This is a genomic window from Priestia endophytica DSM 13796, assembly GCF_900115845.1.
Lineage (GTDB): Bacteria > Bacillota > Bacilli > Bacillales > Bacillaceae_H > Bacillus_I > Bacillus_I endophytica.
The window spans coordinates 565,641-582,028 of the sequence record NZ_FOXX01000001.1 but is presented as its reverse complement, the minus strand read 5'-3'; the positions used below and the strand labels follow the sequence as shown (position 1 = coordinate 582,028).

Annotated in this window: 16 protein-coding genes; 15 read left to right on the top strand and 1 reads right to left on the bottom strand. The window is 38.2% G+C overall.

Annotated elements, in window-relative coordinates:
- Positions 1-27 precede the first annotated feature (27 nt).
- The 4 genes from BM012_RS03015 to recD2 all read left to right on the top strand — a co-directional run bounded on the left by BM012_RS03015 (position 28) and on the right by recD2 (position 5,437).
- Entirely contained in the window at positions 28-1,170 is a 1,143-nt protein-coding gene (locus BM012_RS03015) for a cysteine desulfurase family protein (RefSeq protein WP_061802072.1), read from the top strand.
- 16 nt (positions 1,171-1,186) lie between these two features.
- Complete coding sequence (mnmA, locus tag BM012_RS03010; RefSeq protein ID WP_061802071.1) at positions 1,187-2,299, top strand: tRNA 2-thiouridine(34) synthase MnmA; 1,113 nt, start codon at positions 1,187-1,189, stop codon at positions 2,297-2,299.
- A 103-nt stretch (positions 2,300-2,402) separates the two neighbouring features.
- Positions 2,403-3,059 (top strand): tetratricopeptide repeat protein, encoded by a 657-nt coding sequence (locus BM012_RS03005; RefSeq protein WP_061802070.1) that lies wholly within the window; start codon positions 2,403-2,405, stop codon positions 3,057-3,059.
- A gap of 14 nt (positions 3,060-3,073) precedes the next feature.
- The gene (recD2, locus tag BM012_RS03000) at positions 3,074-5,437 is read left to right on the top strand and encodes an SF1B family DNA helicase RecD2 (protein WP_061802069.1); all 2,364 of its coding nucleotides are present in this window, start codon (positions 3,074-3,076) and stop codon (positions 5,435-5,437) included.
- Positions 5,438-5,478: 41 nt separating this feature from the next.
- On the opposite strand, the gene BM012_RS02995 is transcribed toward recD2, so the two are convergent.
- On the bottom strand, positions 5,479-6,207 hold the full coding sequence (locus tag BM012_RS02995) for a ZIP family metal transporter (protein WP_061802068.1): 729 nt from the start codon (positions 6,205-6,207) through the stop codon (positions 5,479-5,481).
- A 303-nt stretch (positions 6,208-6,510) separates the two neighbouring features.
- Between BM012_RS02995 and BM012_RS02990 the strand changes: the two genes are divergently transcribed.
- From BM012_RS02990 to BM012_RS02940, 11 genes are all read left to right on the top strand, one after another.
- Entirely contained in the window at positions 6,511-6,702 is a 192-nt protein-coding gene (locus BM012_RS02990; protein WP_061802067.1) for a hypothetical protein, read from the top strand.
- A gap of 15 nt (positions 6,703-6,717) precedes the next feature.
- On the top strand, positions 6,718-6,858 hold the full coding sequence (locus BM012_RS02985) for a YrzQ family protein (protein WP_074842759.1): 141 nt from the start codon (positions 6,718-6,720) through the stop codon (positions 6,856-6,858).
- A 95-nt stretch (positions 6,859-6,953) separates the two neighbouring features.
- Positions 6,954-8,018, top strand: coding sequence for an AI-2E family transporter (locus BM012_RS02980; RefSeq protein ID WP_172461068.1), 1,065 nt, complete (start codon positions 6,954-6,956; stop codon positions 8,016-8,018).
- Positions 8,019-8,345: 327 nt separating this feature from the next.
- Entirely contained in the window at positions 8,346-10,976 is a 2,631-nt protein-coding gene (alaS, locus tag BM012_RS02975) for an alanine--tRNA ligase (protein WP_061802066.1), read from the top strand.
- 77 nt (positions 10,977-11,053) lie between these two features.
- Positions 11,054-11,323, top strand: a complete 270-nt coding sequence (locus BM012_RS02970) for an IreB family regulatory phosphoprotein (protein WP_019391383.1) — start codon at positions 11,054-11,056, stop codon at positions 11,321-11,323.
- A 1-nt stretch (position 11,324) separates the two neighbouring features.
- Complete coding sequence (gene ruvX, locus BM012_RS02965) at positions 11,325-11,744, top strand: Holliday junction resolvase RuvX (RefSeq protein WP_061802065.1); 420 nt, start codon at positions 11,325-11,327, stop codon at positions 11,742-11,744.
- A gap of 21 nt (positions 11,745-11,765) precedes the next feature.
- Positions 11,766-12,044, top strand: coding sequence for a DUF1292 domain-containing protein (locus tag BM012_RS02960; RefSeq protein WP_019391385.1), 279 nt, complete (start codon positions 11,766-11,768; stop codon positions 12,042-12,044).
- 235 nt (positions 12,045-12,279) lie between these two features.
- The gene (gene mltG, locus BM012_RS02955; RefSeq protein WP_061802328.1) at positions 12,280-13,374 is read left to right on the top strand and encodes an endolytic transglycosylase MltG; all 1,095 of its coding nucleotides are present in this window, start codon (positions 12,280-12,282) and stop codon (positions 13,372-13,374) included.
- A gap of 156 nt (positions 13,375-13,530) precedes the next feature.
- Positions 13,531-14,172 carry an O-methyltransferase gene (locus BM012_RS02950; RefSeq protein ID WP_061802064.1) on the top strand — a complete coding sequence of 214 codons (642 nt, stop codon included), beginning with the start codon at positions 13,531-13,533 and terminating at the stop codon, positions 14,170-14,172.
- Between the two features lie 5 nt (positions 14,173-14,177).
- Positions 14,178-15,107: a peptidase U32 family protein gene (locus BM012_RS02945; protein ID WP_061802063.1), complete on the top strand. Its 930-nt coding sequence runs from the start codon at positions 14,178-14,180 to the stop codon at positions 15,105-15,107.
- Between the two features lie 17 nt (positions 15,108-15,124).
- A complete protein-coding gene (locus BM012_RS02940; protein WP_061802062.1) occupies positions 15,125-16,387 on the top strand; it encodes a peptidase U32 family protein in 1,263 nt (420 codons plus the stop codon).
- The last annotated feature ends 1 nt before the right edge of the window (position 16,388 follow it).

Sequence of the window (16,388 nt, the reverse complement as noted above, 5' to 3'; positions counted from 1 at the left end):
AAACTGTTTTTAAAGGAGTGAACCGGAGTGGAAAAAATTTATATCGATCATGCGGCAACATCGCCTCTTCATCCTTCTGTCATTAGAGTCGTAACCGAAGCTATGCAAACAACGTTTGGGAATCCTTCAAGCATCCATTCATTTGGGAGAGAAAGTAGGCATTTACTTGATGAATCACGCCACACCATGGCAAGTAGCATTGGAGCAAAACCAGATGAGATTATCTTTACAAGCGGTGGAACGGAAGCGGACAACCTTGCTATTATTGGTACAGCTTTGCATAACAAAGATAAAGGGATGCACATTATTACAACAGAAATTGAGCATCATGCTGTTCTTCATGCCTGTGAGTATCTTGAAAAGCAAGGGTTTCGCGTAACTTACTTGCCTGTTGATAATAAGGGAAGAGTGAGCATTGAAGACATTAAAGCAGCGCTTACAGATGAAACTATTCTTGTGTCGATTATGATGGGGAATAATGAGGTAGGGACAATGGAGCCTATTGAAGCTATTGGAGCTCTACTGAAAAACCATCAAGCTTTTTTCCATACTGATGCAGTACAAGCCTATGGTGTTGTTCCTTTTCGAGTAGATGAGCTTGGTGTTGATTTACTGTCGGTTTCTTCTCATAAAATTAATGGGCCAAAAGGGCTTGGCTTTTTATATGTCAGAAATAGCGTTTCTTTTACACCACTTTTATACGGTGGGGAACAAGAGCGTAAGCGAAGAGCTGGTACAGAAAATGTTCCAAGTATCGTTGGATTTGCAGAAGCAGTGAAAATTGCAATGGACACGTTAGAAAGCCGAACAGAGCAGTATAATGAATGGAAAAGATTGTTTATTGATACGCTTGTAAAAGAAGAGGTACAGTTTGAAGTGAACGGAAATCCGCAATTTTCATTGCCTCATATTTTAAATGTGTCATTTGAAGGAGTAAATATTGAGTCCTTGCTTGTTAACCTTGATTTAGCAGGAATTTCAGCTTCAAGTGGTTCAGCATGTACGGCAGGATCAATTGAACCTTCGCACGTTTTAGTGTCACTATTTGGAAAAGGTTCAGAACGCGTTACATCTTCAGTCCGATTTAGCTTTGGGCTTGGAAATACAACTGAGCAAATTGCTCGCGCAGCGTGTGAGACAGCTGCTATAGTAAAGAGATTAAAAATATAACGGAGGAAGAGAAAAAATGAATAAAGCACCAAAAGATACCCGTGTTGTCGTTGGAATGAGCGGTGGTGTTGATTCTTCTGTTGCGGCTCTTCTTTTAAAAGAGCAAGGCTATGATGTCATCGGCATTTTTATGAAAAACTGGGATGACACAGACGAATTTGGAGTTTGCACAGCAACAGAAGATTACAATGACGTCATTCGAGTCTGTAATCAAATTGGCATTCCATATTATGCGGTTAACTTTGAAAAACAGTATTGGGACAAAGTATTTACGTACTTTTTAGAAGAATATAAAGCAGGACGCACGCCAAACCCTGATGTTATGTGTAACAAGGAAATTAAATTTAAAGCTTTCCTTGATCACGCAATGACTCTTGGAGCAGATTACTTAGCAACAGGTCACTATGCGCGCGTTGCTTATCGTGATGGGGAATACAAAATGCTGCGCGGCATTGATGAAAACAAAGACCAAACGTACTTTTTGAATCAGCTTACACAAGAGCAGCTTTCAAAAGTTCTATTTCCAATTGGTGAACTTGAAAAGTCACGTGTGCGCGAAATTGCAAAAGAAGCTGAGCTTGCAACAGCAACGAAGAAAGATAGCACAGGTATTTGTTTCATTGGAGAGCGTAACTTTAAAGAGTTTCTAGGTCAATATTTACCAGCACAGCCTGGTGAAATGCGTACGTTAAGCGGGGAAGTAAAAGGCAAACATGACGGCTTAATGTATTATACAATTGGCCAGCGTCAAGGTTTAGGTATTGGTGGAAGCGGCGAGCCTTGGTTTGTTGTTGGAAAAGATCTTGAGAAAAATATTCTTTATGTTGATCAAGGCTTTCATAATGACCTTCTTTACTCTCATTCTCTTATTGCAACAAATGTCAGTTGGGTAAGTGATAAGGAAATGGGTGATGAATTCACATGCACTGCGAAATTCCGCTATCGTCAAAACGATTATGGAGTAAAAGTGGAAAAGATTGATGAAAATCATATTCGCGTTGTGTTTGATGAGCCTGTTCGTGCTATAACGCCAGGACAAGCTGTTGTACTCTACAATGGAGACGAGTGTCTCGGTGGTGCAACAATTGATGAAGTGTACAAAGAAAGTGAACGACTAACTTACGTATAACAACAAGCCCTAGCCTTTTAAAGGCTAGGGCTATTGTGTATGATAGACATATGGATTTAGAAACTATAGGTATTTACATAAATTTTATTTGGAGTGAAAAATAGTGAGCGATTTAAATGCAAAAGGAATTCAATATATGCAAGAAGGCAAGCTAGAGGAAGCAGCTAAAGCTTTTACAGAAGCAATTGAAAAAGAACCAGGAAACGCGGTTTCTTATATTAATTTTGGTAATTTGCTTGGAGCTGTTGGAGAAAATGAGCGAGCTTTGCGTTTTTTTGATAAAGCACTTGAGCTTGATGAAACAGCAGGAACAGCGCACTATGGGGCAGGAACAATTTATTTCGAAGGCGAACAGTTCCAAAAAGCACGCGTTGAGTTTCAAAAAGCGCTTCAAAAAGGGGTAGATTCAAGTGATGTTCACTTTATGCTTGGCTTAACATTTATGAATGAAGATCAAGTAAAACTGGCGCTTCCGTATTTACAGAGAGCTGTTGAATTAAACGAAGAAGATATAGAAGCAACATTTCAATATGGTTTGTGCTTAGCGCGTCTTGAAATGGTAGATGAGGCAATCCGACAGTTTTTAAGCGTTATTGAAAAAGACAAAAACCATGCTGATGCTTACTATAACTTAGGCGTTGGTTATGCCTATAAAGAAGACGGAGAAAAGGCATTAGAAATGCTAGATCAGGCGCTTAAGATTGATGAAGGTCACCTGCTTGCAGGCAATGCAAAACGAATTTTAACACAGTCCGAATAGAGGGGGTGTGTGCCATGCAGGAAGAGTTAAAAAATGTTGTAGATAAGAGTGATGACCGTCCATTTGTGAAAGGAAAGATTTCAGCAACCATCTTTCATAATGAGGATAACTTATATACGGTAGCTAAAATTTCGGTTGGGGAAACGAATGTTCATATTAGTGATGACAACCTTACTGTCACAGGTTATCTTCCTCCTTTACACGAGGGAGAACGATATACATTTTATGGACAGTTAAAAGAACACCCACGTTTTGGATGGCAGTTTCAAGCAGATATGTTTCAAAAAGAGCTTCCACATTCAAGAGAAGGCGTTATCTCTTATCTTTCAAGTGACCTATTTAAAGGAATCGGAAAGAAAACAGCTGAAAAAATTGTGGATACACTAGGAGACCAAGCTATTTTACGGATTCTTCAAGATCGTGAGAATCTACGAGATGTAGCAAATCTTTCAAGTGAAAAAGCCGATGCTCTCTATGAAGCGCTTGTCGAAAACCGCGGTTTAGAAGATGTTATGATCAAGCTTTCTCAATATGGATTTGGCCCTCAGCTTTCCATGAAAATTTTCCAAACGTATAAGCATGAAGCACTACAAATCATCAATGAAAATCCGTATCAGCTTGTGGAGGATATTGACGGGATTGGCTTTAAACGGGCAGATGAGCTTGGAGGAAAACTTGGCATTAAAGGAGCTCATCCAGACCGGATTCGAGCAGGTCTTGCTTTTGTAGTTGAAAAACAATGTGTACAAGATGGGCATACGTATTTATCTCAAACACAGCTTTTTGATTGGACTGTTGAACTTCTTCGTTCAGATGAGGAAATCAAGGAAGAGGATTTAGAACAAGGTCTCGCAGCATTAACAAAAGAAAAGAAGCTTTTTGTAAAAGAAGAAAGAATCTACATTCCATCCCTCTACTATGCGGAAAAAGGAATAGTAAACGTTATTGAGGATCTTTTAGCTCAAACTCAGTACGAAGATCAATTCCCAGAGTCGGAGTTTCTACTAGCGCTTGGTGAACTTGAAGAACGCTTAGACATCCAATACGCGCCGTCTCAGCGTGAAGCAATTCAAAAAGCGCTGATGTCACCAATGATGGTTCTCACAGGAGGCCCTGGAACAGGAAAAACAACGGTTATTAAAGGGATTGTTGAACTGTATGCTGAACTTCATGGATGCTCTCTTGATCCAACTAGTTATAAAAAAGACGAACCTTTTCCCGTTCTTCTTGTAGCCCCAACAGGTAGAGCCGCAAAGCGGATGAGCGAAGCAACAGGTTTACCTGCTGTTACGATTCATCGACTCTTAAAATGGAATGGACAAGAAGGATTTGATCATGATGAAGAAGATCCAATTAAAGGTCGTCTTCTCATTGTTGATGAGGTCTCAATGGTAGATACGTGGCTCGCTCACCAGCTTTTCCGTGCTCTTCCAGAAGATATGCAAGTAGTTCTTGTTGGAGATGAAGACCAACTTCCATCAGTTGGTCCTGGGCAAGTATTGACAGACTTGCTAACGTCAGATATTGTACCCGTTGTTCGTCTTGTCGATATTTACAGACAAGAGGAAGGATCTTCAATTATTGAGCTTGCTCATATGATTAAAGATGGAAAAATGCCTGATGATATTCGTAAGCCACAAGGAGATCGGTCCTTTCTAACCTGTCATCAAGGACAAATTACCGAAGTTGTTAAACAAGTATGTCAGAATGCGATTAAGAAGGGATTTACAGCTCGAGATATTCAAGTGTTAGCTCCTATGTATAAAGGAAATGCAGGAATTGATCATCTCAATGTGGCCCTTCAAGAGCTTTTTAATCCTTCGTCCCATAAAAGACGGGAAATTCAATATGGAAGTGTTTCATATCGCGTTGGAGATAAAGTATTGCAGCTTGTTAATCAGCCAGAAAGCAATGTATTTAATGGAGATATTGGAGAAATTGTATCTGTTTTTTACGCAAAAGAAAATACAGAAAAACAAGATATGCTTGTTATTTCTTTTGATGGAAATGAAGTATCATATACAAAAGCGGATTTTAACCAAATTACTCATGCCTATTGCTGCTCTATTCATAAATCACAAGGAAGCGAATTTCCAATCGTTGTACTGCCTGTTGTAAGAAGCTATTATAGAATGTTAAAACGCAATCTAATTTATACAGCTATCACAAGAAGTAAACAGTTTCTTATTCTATGTGGGGAAGAAGAAGCATTGAAAATTGGAATAAGTCGAGCTGATGATGGTAAAAGACAGACAACTTTAGCTTCGTTCTTAAAAGCAGACGAGCAAGAATGGAATGAGAATGAAGCTCCTTTCATGAAAGATGCAATGATTGGGATGGAAAACGTTACCCCTTATGATTTTATGGAAGCAGATTGAAAAAAGTCCACAAGGAAGGAGAAACTTCTTTGTGGACTTTTTTATGAAAAATTATTTAATAAAAGGGACACGAGTAGCCCAAGAGAAGTAATAAGTCCTGTTGTTGAACCGCTATCGTCATATGCTTCAGGCATCATTGTTGAAGCGACCATTGCAATAATTCCGCCTCCTGCAAATGCAGCAATACTAGCCATAACAGCTTCAGAAGCACCATCAAGAAAGAAATATCCTGACCATGACGCAAAGGTGGAAATAGCAAGAACGGCAATCCATAAAATTAAGATTTTCTGCTTGGAATATCCGTTATCTTTCATGCCAGCTGTGCTTGAAAGCCCTTCAGGAATATTGCTAATAAAGATGGCAATAACAAGCAGAAAACTTACAGATTGTCCCTCTAAAAGACTTGCTCCAATCATAATGGATTCTGGTATTGCATCCATAATGGTTCCGATAAAGATAGCAATACCGCCGCTTGCCGCTACCTTTTGTTCTGATCGTTTCCGTTCTGCAGCTCCTTTTTTGGAAACAATATAATTAAAAAAAGTAAAAATAAAGGCTCCTGCTACAAATCCAATGCTTGTAGGAATTACTCCACCACTATTGAGAGAATCACCAAGAAGTTCATATGCTGCGGCTCCAATTAAAACACCTGTCCCAAAGGCCATAATATAACCAATTATCTTTTTCCGAATAGGGATAAACATAGCTGCTAGTGCACCGATTAATACGGCAGAACCTGAAATTCCGCCCCACATTGCTGCATTCCACATACTAACTGGCCTCCTTTCAATGTATGAATACCCTGTAATCCTCTAAATAAACAGTAGAAAAGCTTAAAAAAATGAAACAAATACACTTATTATTTTTTAGAATACCCTTGCATGGCTAAAACATAACGAGGGAATCAGTATGAATGGAAAAGGTTACAGTACATGATTTCACCCAAATTTCATAACCTAAATGTAATCGAAGAAACAACTTAGGTGTTCAGGTTCTTCTGTTATGTAGTATGTTTTTCCCTTATGGTGGAAACAATGGATAACACTTATAAACGAACAAAGAGGTGTTGTACATTGTTACGCTGTCCAAATTGTCAAAGTATTGATGTTGGGAAAATTGGAGTCAATCAATATTACTGCTGGGGCTGCTTCATTGAGATGACAATTGCAAAAGGGAAAATTAATACACATCAAGTTGAAGAAGACGGGAGCTTAAGTTCACTCGATGACTTGTTTTCAGATGAAGATCGAACAATTAACTTTTAATTTGGAGGAGTCGACATGAACAAAGTTTTTTCTTCTGTCCTTGCTTTAGGTGTTGGCTTATATGCATATAATCGTGTTACAGATGGTCAAAGCGATCTTTTTTCAAAACGAAATATGAAAAAAATGCGCAAGCGCGTTATGAAAAATTTTTTTTAAATAAAGCCTTTTGAATCAAAATGATTCAAAAGGCTTTTCTTTTGTGCATGTTTTTTTTCATTTAATCAAAACTATAGTTTGAAGGGAGGGAAGATATGATGAAAGCTGTATCTTTTCGCTGGCTTTATCGATTAAGTGTTCTATTACTACTGTTTTTAACGCTGTTTATCTTTTTTAAATTACAGCATATATGGCTGCCAATTTTATTTATGTTATTAAAAGTACTGTCTCCATTTATCGTAGCAGCGCTTATTACATATTTGCTTCATCCAACAGTCGAGAAATTGCATAAAAGCGGTATTCAAAGACCTCTTGCCCTTTTTATTATTTATTTGCTCTTTTTTGGAGGAGTCGGATATGGACTTTACAAGGGAATTCCACTCTTTCTTGTTCAGGTAATGGAAGTGGGGGATCAGCTTCCTCTTTTTGTAGAAACATATAAGGAATGGGTAAGCCAAGTTCATTACCATACATCTTCCTTACCAGACGGTATTCATACAAAAATTGAGGGAGCAATTGATGATACAGAAAAAATGCTTGAAGGGATATTAAATCGAATTGCGGACGGCATTCGCTCTGCTTTTAGTATGTTTTTTCTTCTCATCCTCATTCCTTTCATTGCTTTTTATATGTTGAAAGACTTCGATAAAATAAAGCACTTTGTTTTTATCCTCACTCCTGCGAAATGGAGAGATAAAGGAAAGAGTTTTCTTAAAGATGTAGACCATTCGCTAGGGAGTTATTTAAGAGGTCAATTTCTTGTCTGTTTTATCATTGGAGCATGTGCAACAATCCTTTTATGGATTTTTCATATGCCATACCCATTTTTTCTTGGGACAATCATTGGCGTTACAAACATCATTCCATATTTCGGACCTGTTATTGGAGCAATTCCATCTGCTGTTATTGCTTTTACGATTTCAGTGAAAATGGTCGTAATTGTAGTTATTATTATTTTCGTGCTTCAATTTTTAGAAGGTAATGTATTGTCTCCTCTTATTGTTGGAAAATCCTTGCACATTCACCCGCTTCTCATTATGCTCGCTCTTTTACTTGGGGGAGAAGTTGGAGGAGTATTAGGATTAATTTTAGCTGTCCCGCTGTTAGCTATATTGAAAGTAACGATCACTTATATTAGATCCCCATCTCCAAGTGATTGACAACCACATGGAAAGTTGTCTATAATAGCGCCATAATGGTTATAATATATAACAAAACGATGATGGAAAGAGTATGCTAAAGCCCGCTTACAAAGAGAGGAATATTCAAGGCTGTAAAATGTTCCAAGCGAAGAGTAGCAGAAAGCTAATCCGGAGTGTAGGCTTATAAACCTATCGTGCAGGCTACGTTAGTGCTCTATCGAGGTGACGAACGAAAAGGTTCGTAATCAGGGTGGTACCGCGAGTAATGCTCTCGTCCCTGCTATTAATGAGGGATTAGGGCTTTTTTTGTGTTTTCATTTACATAGTATACAAGGAGGAATTAGCATGAAAAAGCTAAGTTCAGCTGAAGTTCGCCAAATGTTTTTAGACTTTTTTAAAGAGAAGGGACACAGCGTTGAACCAAGTGCATCACTTGTGCCGCACGAGGATCCGACGCTGCTTTGGATCAATAGTGGGGTTGCTACTTTAAAGAAATATTTTGATGGTCGCGTTATTCCAGATAATCCTCGCATTTGTAATGCTCAAAAAGCAATTCGTACAAACGATATCGAAAATGTAGGGAAAACAGCACGTCACCATACTTTTTTTGAAATGTTAGGTAATTTCTCAATTGGGGAATACTTTAAAGAAGAAGCAATTGAATGGGCATGGGAGTTTCTAACAAGTGAAAATTGGATTGGATTTGAGCCAGAAAAGCTTTCTGTAACAGTTCATCCTGAAGACCATGAAGCATTTGATTACTGGAAAGATAAAATTGGAGTACCTGAAGAACGCATTATTCGTTTAGAAGGGAACTTCTGGGATATTGGAGAAGGCCCTAGTGGACCAAACACGGAGATTTTCTATGATCGTGGACCAGAATACGGTGATGATGAAAGTGATCCAGAACTATATCCAGGTGGGGAAAACGAGCGTTATTTAGAAGTATGGAACCTTGTGTTCTCTCAATTTAACCACAATCCAGATGGCACATACACACCACTTCCAAAGAAAAATATTGATACAGGTATGGGCCTTGAACGTATGTGCTCAATCATCCAAGAAACAAAAACAAACTTTGAGACTGATTTATTCACACCAATCATTGATGCAACAGAACAGATTTCGGGCTTAAAATACGGTGAGAATACAGATCATGATGTAGCATTTAAAGTAGTTGCAGACCACGTTCGTACTGTAGCATTTGCTGTTGGGGACGGAGCTCTTCCATCAAATGAAGGCCGTGGTTATGTATTACGTCGTTTATTACGTCGTGCTGTCCGTTATGCAAAACAAATTAATATTAACCGTCCATTCATGTATGAGCTTGTTCCAACAGTTGCTGAAATTATGGTTGATTTCTATCCAGAAGTAAAAGAAAAAAGCGAATTCATTCAAAAAGTGATGAAAACAGAAGAAGATCGTTTCCATGAAACACTTCATGAAGGATTAGCAATCTTAAATGATGTCATTGCTAAAGAAAAAGAAAAAGATAGTACAATCATTTCTGGTGAAGATGCGTTCCGTCTTTATGACACATATGGTTTCCCAATTGAGCTTACAGAAGAATACGCTGAAGAACATAACATGACAATTGATTATGAAGGCTTCAAAGCAGAAATGGAAGCACAGCGTACAAGAGCGCGTGAAGCTCGTCAAGATGTGGGCTCAATGAAAGTTCAAGACGCACTTCTTGGAGAGGTTAAAGAAGAAAGTACGTTTGTTGGTTATAGTCAAGAAAGCCTTCATACAGCTGTATCAGTTATTATTCAAGACGGTGAACTTGTGGAGGAAGCATCAAGTGGCGAAGTTCAGATTATGCTAAATGAAACGCCGTTTTATGCAGAAAGCGGTGGACAAGTAGCTGACAAAGGAACAATCATAGGAGAAGGTGTAAAAGCTTTTGTCAAAGATGTTCAAAAGGCGCCAAATGGACAAAACCTTCACACAGTAGAAGTTGTAGAAGGAACGCTAGCAAAAGGTCAGGCCGTTTTAGCGGAAATTTCGACTGATAAACGCAACAGTATCGTAAAAAACCATACAGCAACACATCTTCTTCATCAAGCATTAAAAGATGTGTTAGGTGAGCACGTAAACCAAGCAGGTTCTCTTGTAACACAGGATCGTCTTCGTTTTGACTTTACACACTTTGGTCAAATTCAACCTGAAGAGATTGAAAAAATTGAAACAATTGTTAATGAAAAAGTATGGGAAAGCATTCCTGTAGCTATTTCAAACAAATCGCTTGATGAAGCGAAGAAAATGGGCGCAATGGCTTTATTCGGAGAGAAGTATGGTGATATTGTACGCGTTGTTCAAGTTGGCGATTATAGCCTTGAACTTTGCGGCGGTTGTCATGTTGAGAACACTTCTTCTATCGGTATTTTCAAAATTGTTTCAGAGTCAGGAATTGGAGCAGGAACGCGTCGTATTGAAGCTGTAACAGGTCAAGCTGCTTACAAAGTGATGAATGAGCAAGTATCACTGTTACATCAAGCAGCAAGTGTGTTAAAAGCAAATCCTCGCGATGTTGTAACGCGTGTAGAAGGACTAAAAGACGAAATTCGTACACTACAGCGTGAAAACGAATCTCTTGCAGCAAAGCTTGGAAACATTGAAGCAGGGAACTTAATCAATGAAGTGGAAGAAGTAAACGGTGTGAAAGTGATTGCTCATAGCGTTAATGGAGCAGACATGAATAATTTACGTACGATGGTTGATGACTTGAAGAACAAAATCGGGACAGGTATTGTAGTCTTAGCTTCTGCTCAAAATGAAAAAGTAAATATTATTGCAGGAGTTACAAAAGATTTAATTTCGAACGGCTATCATGCTGGTAAGCTTGTTAAAGAAGTTGCTGCTGTATGCGGTGGCGGCGGTGGTGGACGTCCAGACATGGCTCAGGCAGGCGGGAAAGACCCAAGTAAAATTCAAGATGCTTTGTCCGCAGCGAAACAGTGGATAAAATCCGTTTAATTCATCGTACTTTTCGTGTACAATGAAAATAAGCATTAAAACTGTTTCTTTTGTTGACGATGAGTGAGGTGGAAAAAATGAGTTCATTTGATCGAACGATGAAATTTGATTTTCATGAAGACCCAGTAGATACAAACGTAAATGAAGTGCTTTTTACGGTTTATGAGGCACTAAAAGAAAAAGGCTACAACCCAATTAATCAAATTGTCGGTTATTTGCTATCTGGGGACCCAGCTTACATTCCAAGACATAAGGATGCACGTAACATTATTCGCAAGCTTGAGCGAGATGAATTAATTGAAGAGCTTGTGAAATCCTATTTAAAGAACCACCGAGAGGAAGCGTAAATTGCGAACATTAGGATTAGACGTTGGTACAAGAACAATTGGTGTGGCAGCAAGTGATGCAATGGGATGGACAGCTCAGGGGATTGAAACAATTAAGTTTCCAGAAAACCAACTGAACAAGGCATTGCCACGCTTGGAAGAACTTATTAAAGAACATGAGGTAAGCAAAATTATTGTTGGATTACCTAAAAACATGAATAATACAATTGGTCCAAGAGGTGAAGCTTGCCTTTCCTTCGCAGAAAAGCTAAAATCAACATTTGACCTTGAAGTTGAAATGTGGGACGAGCGTCTTTCAACAATGGCGGCACAGCGAATGCTTATTTCTGCTGATGTAAGCCGTAAAAAGCGTAAACAAGTAATTGATAAGATGGCGGCTGTCGTTATTCTGCAAGGTTATTTAGATAGCAAGCAATTTTAAAAAACATAATGAGGTGACAAAATGGATCACGGAGAACAACATATCACAGTAATTGACGAAAATGGAGACGAGCAGCTTTGTGAGGTTATTACAACATTCCACTCTGATCAGTTCAACAAAGCATACGTTCTTTATTCTCCAATTGCTCAATCAGAAGAAGAAGGCGAAGTAATCGTTCATGCATCTAGCTTCATTCCAAATGGAGAAGGCGAAGATGGCGAACTTCAGCCAATCGAAACTGAAGAAGAATGGAACATGCTTGAAGAAGTGCTATATGCGCTTGATTCAGAAGAAGAGTAAAAAAGTAAAAGCCGCTTCCTAAGCTTAGGAAGCGGCTTTTTTTATGTACAATAATTTGTATCTTGAACAGAACGGAGTAATTTTAAGCATAAAGAAAAATTATGCAAGAAGGGAGAGGTGTTTTTTTGTCCGATATTGGCGAAAAATAGTTAAAGATGTAGTATAATTAATCGCGGAAAGGGAGGAGTGACGATTGGCACGAAAAAATAAACCGATTGATTTTTCACAAACGTTAATGCAGCAACAAAATGAAGCTAAAAAAGTGCGCAAAGCGGTTTTGTGGGTGTTGTCCATTTTATTTGTTTTATTCGTTGGTTTAGCGCTTGGGCTTTATATTTATATTCATTCAGCTCTAAGCCCTGTAGACGAAGAAAACAAGAAAGAAATTATTGTGTCTGTGCCAACAGGCTCAACAGTTTCCACAATTGCTCACACGCTAGAAGATAAAGATTTAATAAAAAACGCTACTGTGTTTCGCTACTATGCTAAGTTTTCTAACTTAAACGACTTCCAAGCAGGCAACTATGAGTTCACAAAGGCAATGAGTCCAAAAGAAATGATTAATCGCCTGCAAGAAGGAAAAGTATCAAACAAAGCAACTGTTAAAATTACGGTTCCAGAAGGTCGTCAGCTTGATGAAATTTCTACTCTTATTTCAAAAGAAACGAAGTTTTCAAAAGAGGAAATAGAGCAAAAGTTAGAAGATAAAGCTTTCATTAACAATATGAAAAAGAAATATCCGGATTTAGTTACATCTGAGATTGATAACTCAAAGATTAAGCATCCTCTAGAAGGCTATTTATATCCTGCTACATACTCATTTTATAAGAAAGATGTTCCGTTAGAGGAAATTCTAGAAGCAATGATTGAAAAAACAAACAATGTTATTGCTCCATATCAACCAGAGATAAAAAAACAAAAAACGACGGTTCATAAAATATTAACAATGGCATCTCTTGTCGAAGAAGAAGCAACAGACCAAACCGATCGTAAAAAGATAGCGAGCGTATTTTATAATCGACTAGAAAAAGGTATGCGTCTTCAAACAGATCCAACTGTTCTTTACTCACTAGGAAGTCATAAAGATCGAGTACTTTATAAAGATTTGGAAGTGGACTCACCTTACAATACGTATAAGGTGAAAGGTTTAACACCGGGACCAATTGCAAGTGCTGGGAAAGAATCGATTGAGGCTGCTTTATCTCCTGAACAAACGGATTATGTATATTTCTTAGCAACAGAAAGTGGAGAGGTCATCTTTACAAAAACGCTTGAAGAACATAACAAGGAAAAAGAAAAGCATATTACAGAAGAACGTTTTCAAAAATAAGTACCACAAAAAAGGTTGTGAATCTTTCACAGCCTTTTTTGTGAGAAAGATTATTTTCGTAGTATAAAGGTTTACTCTATAGGGGAAAACCTTTATAATATTAGAATTGTAGTTCTATATCAATCAACAGGACTGAAATGATCGGAGGAAAGACAAGTGCTTTCTCATGAAATAAACGCTTATATTGAAAATCTAGTTCCAAAAAGAGATGATTTGCTCCTAGAAATGGAGGAGTACGCTTTAGAAAATCACGTTCCAATTATGGAACTTGTTAGCATTGAGTCTCTTCTGCAAGTTTTACGCCTTTATCAGCCAAAACGCATTTTAGAAATTGGTACAGCAATTGGCTATTCATCTTTAAGAATGGCAAAAGAGCTTGGAGCAGAGGTTGTAACAATAGAACGTAATGAAGAGCGATACAAGCAAGCGCAGCGTTTTTTAGCTCAATCAGATCAACAAGAAAATATTACCCTTATCTTTGGTGATGCTTTAGAAGCTGTGGAAGAAGCAAACGCCAAAGCACCTTATGATGTCATTTTTATCGATGCGGCCAAAGGTCAATATAAGCGTTTCTTTGACGCTTATACACCAATGCTTTCTGAACGAGGGATTGTTGTCAGTGATAACGTGCTCTTTAAAGGGTATGTAACAGGAGAAATCCAAGCTGAAACACGTCGTAAGCGAAGTTTGATTAAGAAGATAAATGACTATAATGAATGGTTAATGGGTCATTCAGATTTCCAAACGGCAATATTACCAATTGGAGATGGAATCGCAATTAGTACACAAAAGAGGTGAAACATGTGAAGAAACCGGAGATTTTACTTACTCCCACATGTGTTGGGGACATTGAGAAATTAGCTTTAGCAGGAGCGGATGCTTTTTTAATTGGGGAGGCTCGTTACGGCTTACGCTTAGCAGGAGAATTTAAGCGTGAAGACGTTGTAGAAGCTATCAACGTTGCTCATCGGCTTCATAAGAAAGTGTACGTAGCTATGAATGCTATTTTTCATAATGACAAAGTAGATGAATTAAAAAACTATATTTTGTTTTTACAAGATGCAGGTGTTGATGCAATTGTTTATGGGGATCCAGCTGTCTTAATGACAGCACGTGAAGTAGCTCCAACTATGACTCTTCATTGGAGTACGGAAACAACAGGAACAAACTGGTATGTTTGTAACTATTGGGGACGCAAAGGCTCAAAACGTGCTGTTTTGGCGCGCGAGCTAAACATGGATGCTATTGTGGAAATTAAAGAAAATGCAGAAGTAGAAATCGAAGTTCAGGTTCATGGGATGACATGCATGTTCCAATCAAAACGCCCGCTTTTAGGTCACTATTTCTTATATCAAGAAAAAGCGATGGAAATTGAAAATCGAAAAGATACTAAAAATATGTTTTTGTTAGATAAAGAACGTGGAAATAAGTATCCGATTTTTGAAGATGAAAATGGAACACATATTATGAGTCCAAATGATGTTTGTATTATTGATGAACTTGAAGAAATGATAGATGCAGGCGTTGATTCATTTAAAATTGACGGGATTTTAAAATCTATCGATTACCTTTTGGACGTCACAAAGAAATATCGTCAAGCTATTGATTTATGTGTTGAAAATCGAGAGAAATATGAAGAAGTTAAGGAAGCATTATTAGAAGAATTAGAAGCAATTCAGCCGAAAAATCGTATGCTTGATACAGGGTTTTTCTTTAAAGAAACCGTTTATTAAAGAGGAGTGAAGAGGGAATGGCAATTAAAGTAGACGAGGTTGTAGATGGAAAACGCGTTATTACTAAAAAACCAGAACTGCTTGCTCCAGCGGGGAATTTAGAAAAATTAAAAGTAGCAGTTCATTACGGAGCAGATGCGGTTTTTATCGGTGGACGTGAATATGGCCTCCGTTCAAATGCAGATAACTTCTCAATGGAAGAAATGGCTGAAGGGGCGGCTTTTGCACGGAAATATGGAGCACGCATCTATGTTACAACAAATATTTATGCGCATAATGAGAACATCGATGGTCTTGAAGAGTACCTAGAAGGTCTTGAAAAAGCGGGAGTAGCAGGTATTATCGTTGCTGATCCACTAATTGTTGAAACCTGTCGAAAGGTAGCTCCATCACTAGAAGTACATTTAAGTACCCAGCAGTCGCTTGCTAACTGGAAAGCTGTCCAGTTTTGGAAAGAAGAAGGATTAGAGCGCGTTGTACTTGCTCGGGAAACAAGTGCAGAAGAAATTCGTGAGATGAAAGAAAAAGTAGATATTGAAATTGAATCGTTTATCCACGGTGCAATGTGTATTGCTTATTCTGGTCGATGTGTATTAAGCAATCATATGACAGCGCGGGATTCAAACCGCGGTGGTTGCTGTCAGTCATGTCGCTGGGACTATGACTTATTCGAAATGGATGAAAATAATGAAGAAGCTCCTTTGTTTAACGAGGGAGATGCTCCATTTGCAATGAGTCCAAAAGACTTGAATTTAATTCAATCTATCCCTAAAATGATTGAGATGGGCATCGATAGTTTGAAAATTGAAGGACGTATGAAATCTATTCACTACGTTGCAACAGTTGTAACAGTTTATCGCAAAGTTATTGATGCTTACTGTGCAGATCCTGACAATTTTACAATTCAAGAAGAATGGCTAAGAGAGCTTAATAAATGTGCAAATAGAGAAACAGCAACAGCTTTCTTTGAAGGCGTACCAGGACATGAAGAGCAGATGTTTGGAGAGCATAGCAAAACAACAACACATGATTTCTGTGGTCTTGTGCTTGATTATAATGAAGAAACGAAAATGGTGACATTGCAACAACGTAATTTCTTCAAACGTGGACAAGAAGTCGAGTTTTTTGGACCAGAGATTGGGACATTTACAACAGTTGTAGAGCAAATTTGGGATGAAAAAGGCAATGAGCTTGATGCAGCTAGACACCCATTGCAAATTGTTCAATTTAAAGTAGAACAACCCCTTTACCCATACAACATGATGCGGAAGGAGATTTAAA

What these genes read in the sequence shown, in the direction of transcription:
- mnmA (WP_061802071.1), top strand. Translation starts at nt 1,187, where the DNA reads ATGAATAAAGCACCAAAAGATACCCGTGTTGTCGTTGGAATGAGCGGT.
- recD2 (WP_061802069.1), top strand. Translation starts at nt 3,074, where the DNA reads ATGCAGGAAGAGTTAAAAAATGTTGTAGATAAGAGTGATGACCGTCCA.
- BM012_RS02995 (WP_061802068.1), bottom strand. Translation starts at nt 6,207, where the DNA reads ATGTGGAATGCAGCAATGTGGGGCGGAATTTCAGGTTCTGCCGTATTA.
- BM012_RS02985 (WP_074842759.1), top strand. Translation starts at nt 6,718, where the DNA reads ATGAACAAAGTTTTTTCTTCTGTCCTTGCTTTAGGTGTTGGCTTATAT.
- BM012_RS02980 (WP_172461068.1), top strand. Translation starts at nt 6,954, where the DNA reads ATGATGAAAGCTGTATCTTTTCGCTGGCTTTATCGATTAAGTGTTCTA.
- alaS (WP_061802066.1), top strand. Translation starts at nt 8,346, where the DNA reads ATGAAAAAGCTAAGTTCAGCTGAAGTTCGCCAAATGTTTTTAGACTTT.
- BM012_RS02970 (WP_019391383.1), top strand. Translation starts at nt 11,054, where the DNA reads ATGAGTTCATTTGATCGAACGATGAAATTTGATTTTCATGAAGACCCA.
- BM012_RS02960 (WP_019391385.1), top strand. Translation starts at nt 11,766, where the DNA reads ATGGATCACGGAGAACAACATATCACAGTAATTGACGAAAATGGAGAC.
- mltG (WP_061802328.1), top strand. Translation starts at nt 12,280, where the DNA reads ATGCAGCAACAAAATGAAGCTAAAAAAGTGCGCAAAGCGGTTTTGTGG.
- BM012_RS02940 (WP_061802062.1), top strand. Translation starts at nt 15,125, where the DNA reads ATGGCAATTAAAGTAGACGAGGTTGTAGATGGAAAACGCGTTATTACT.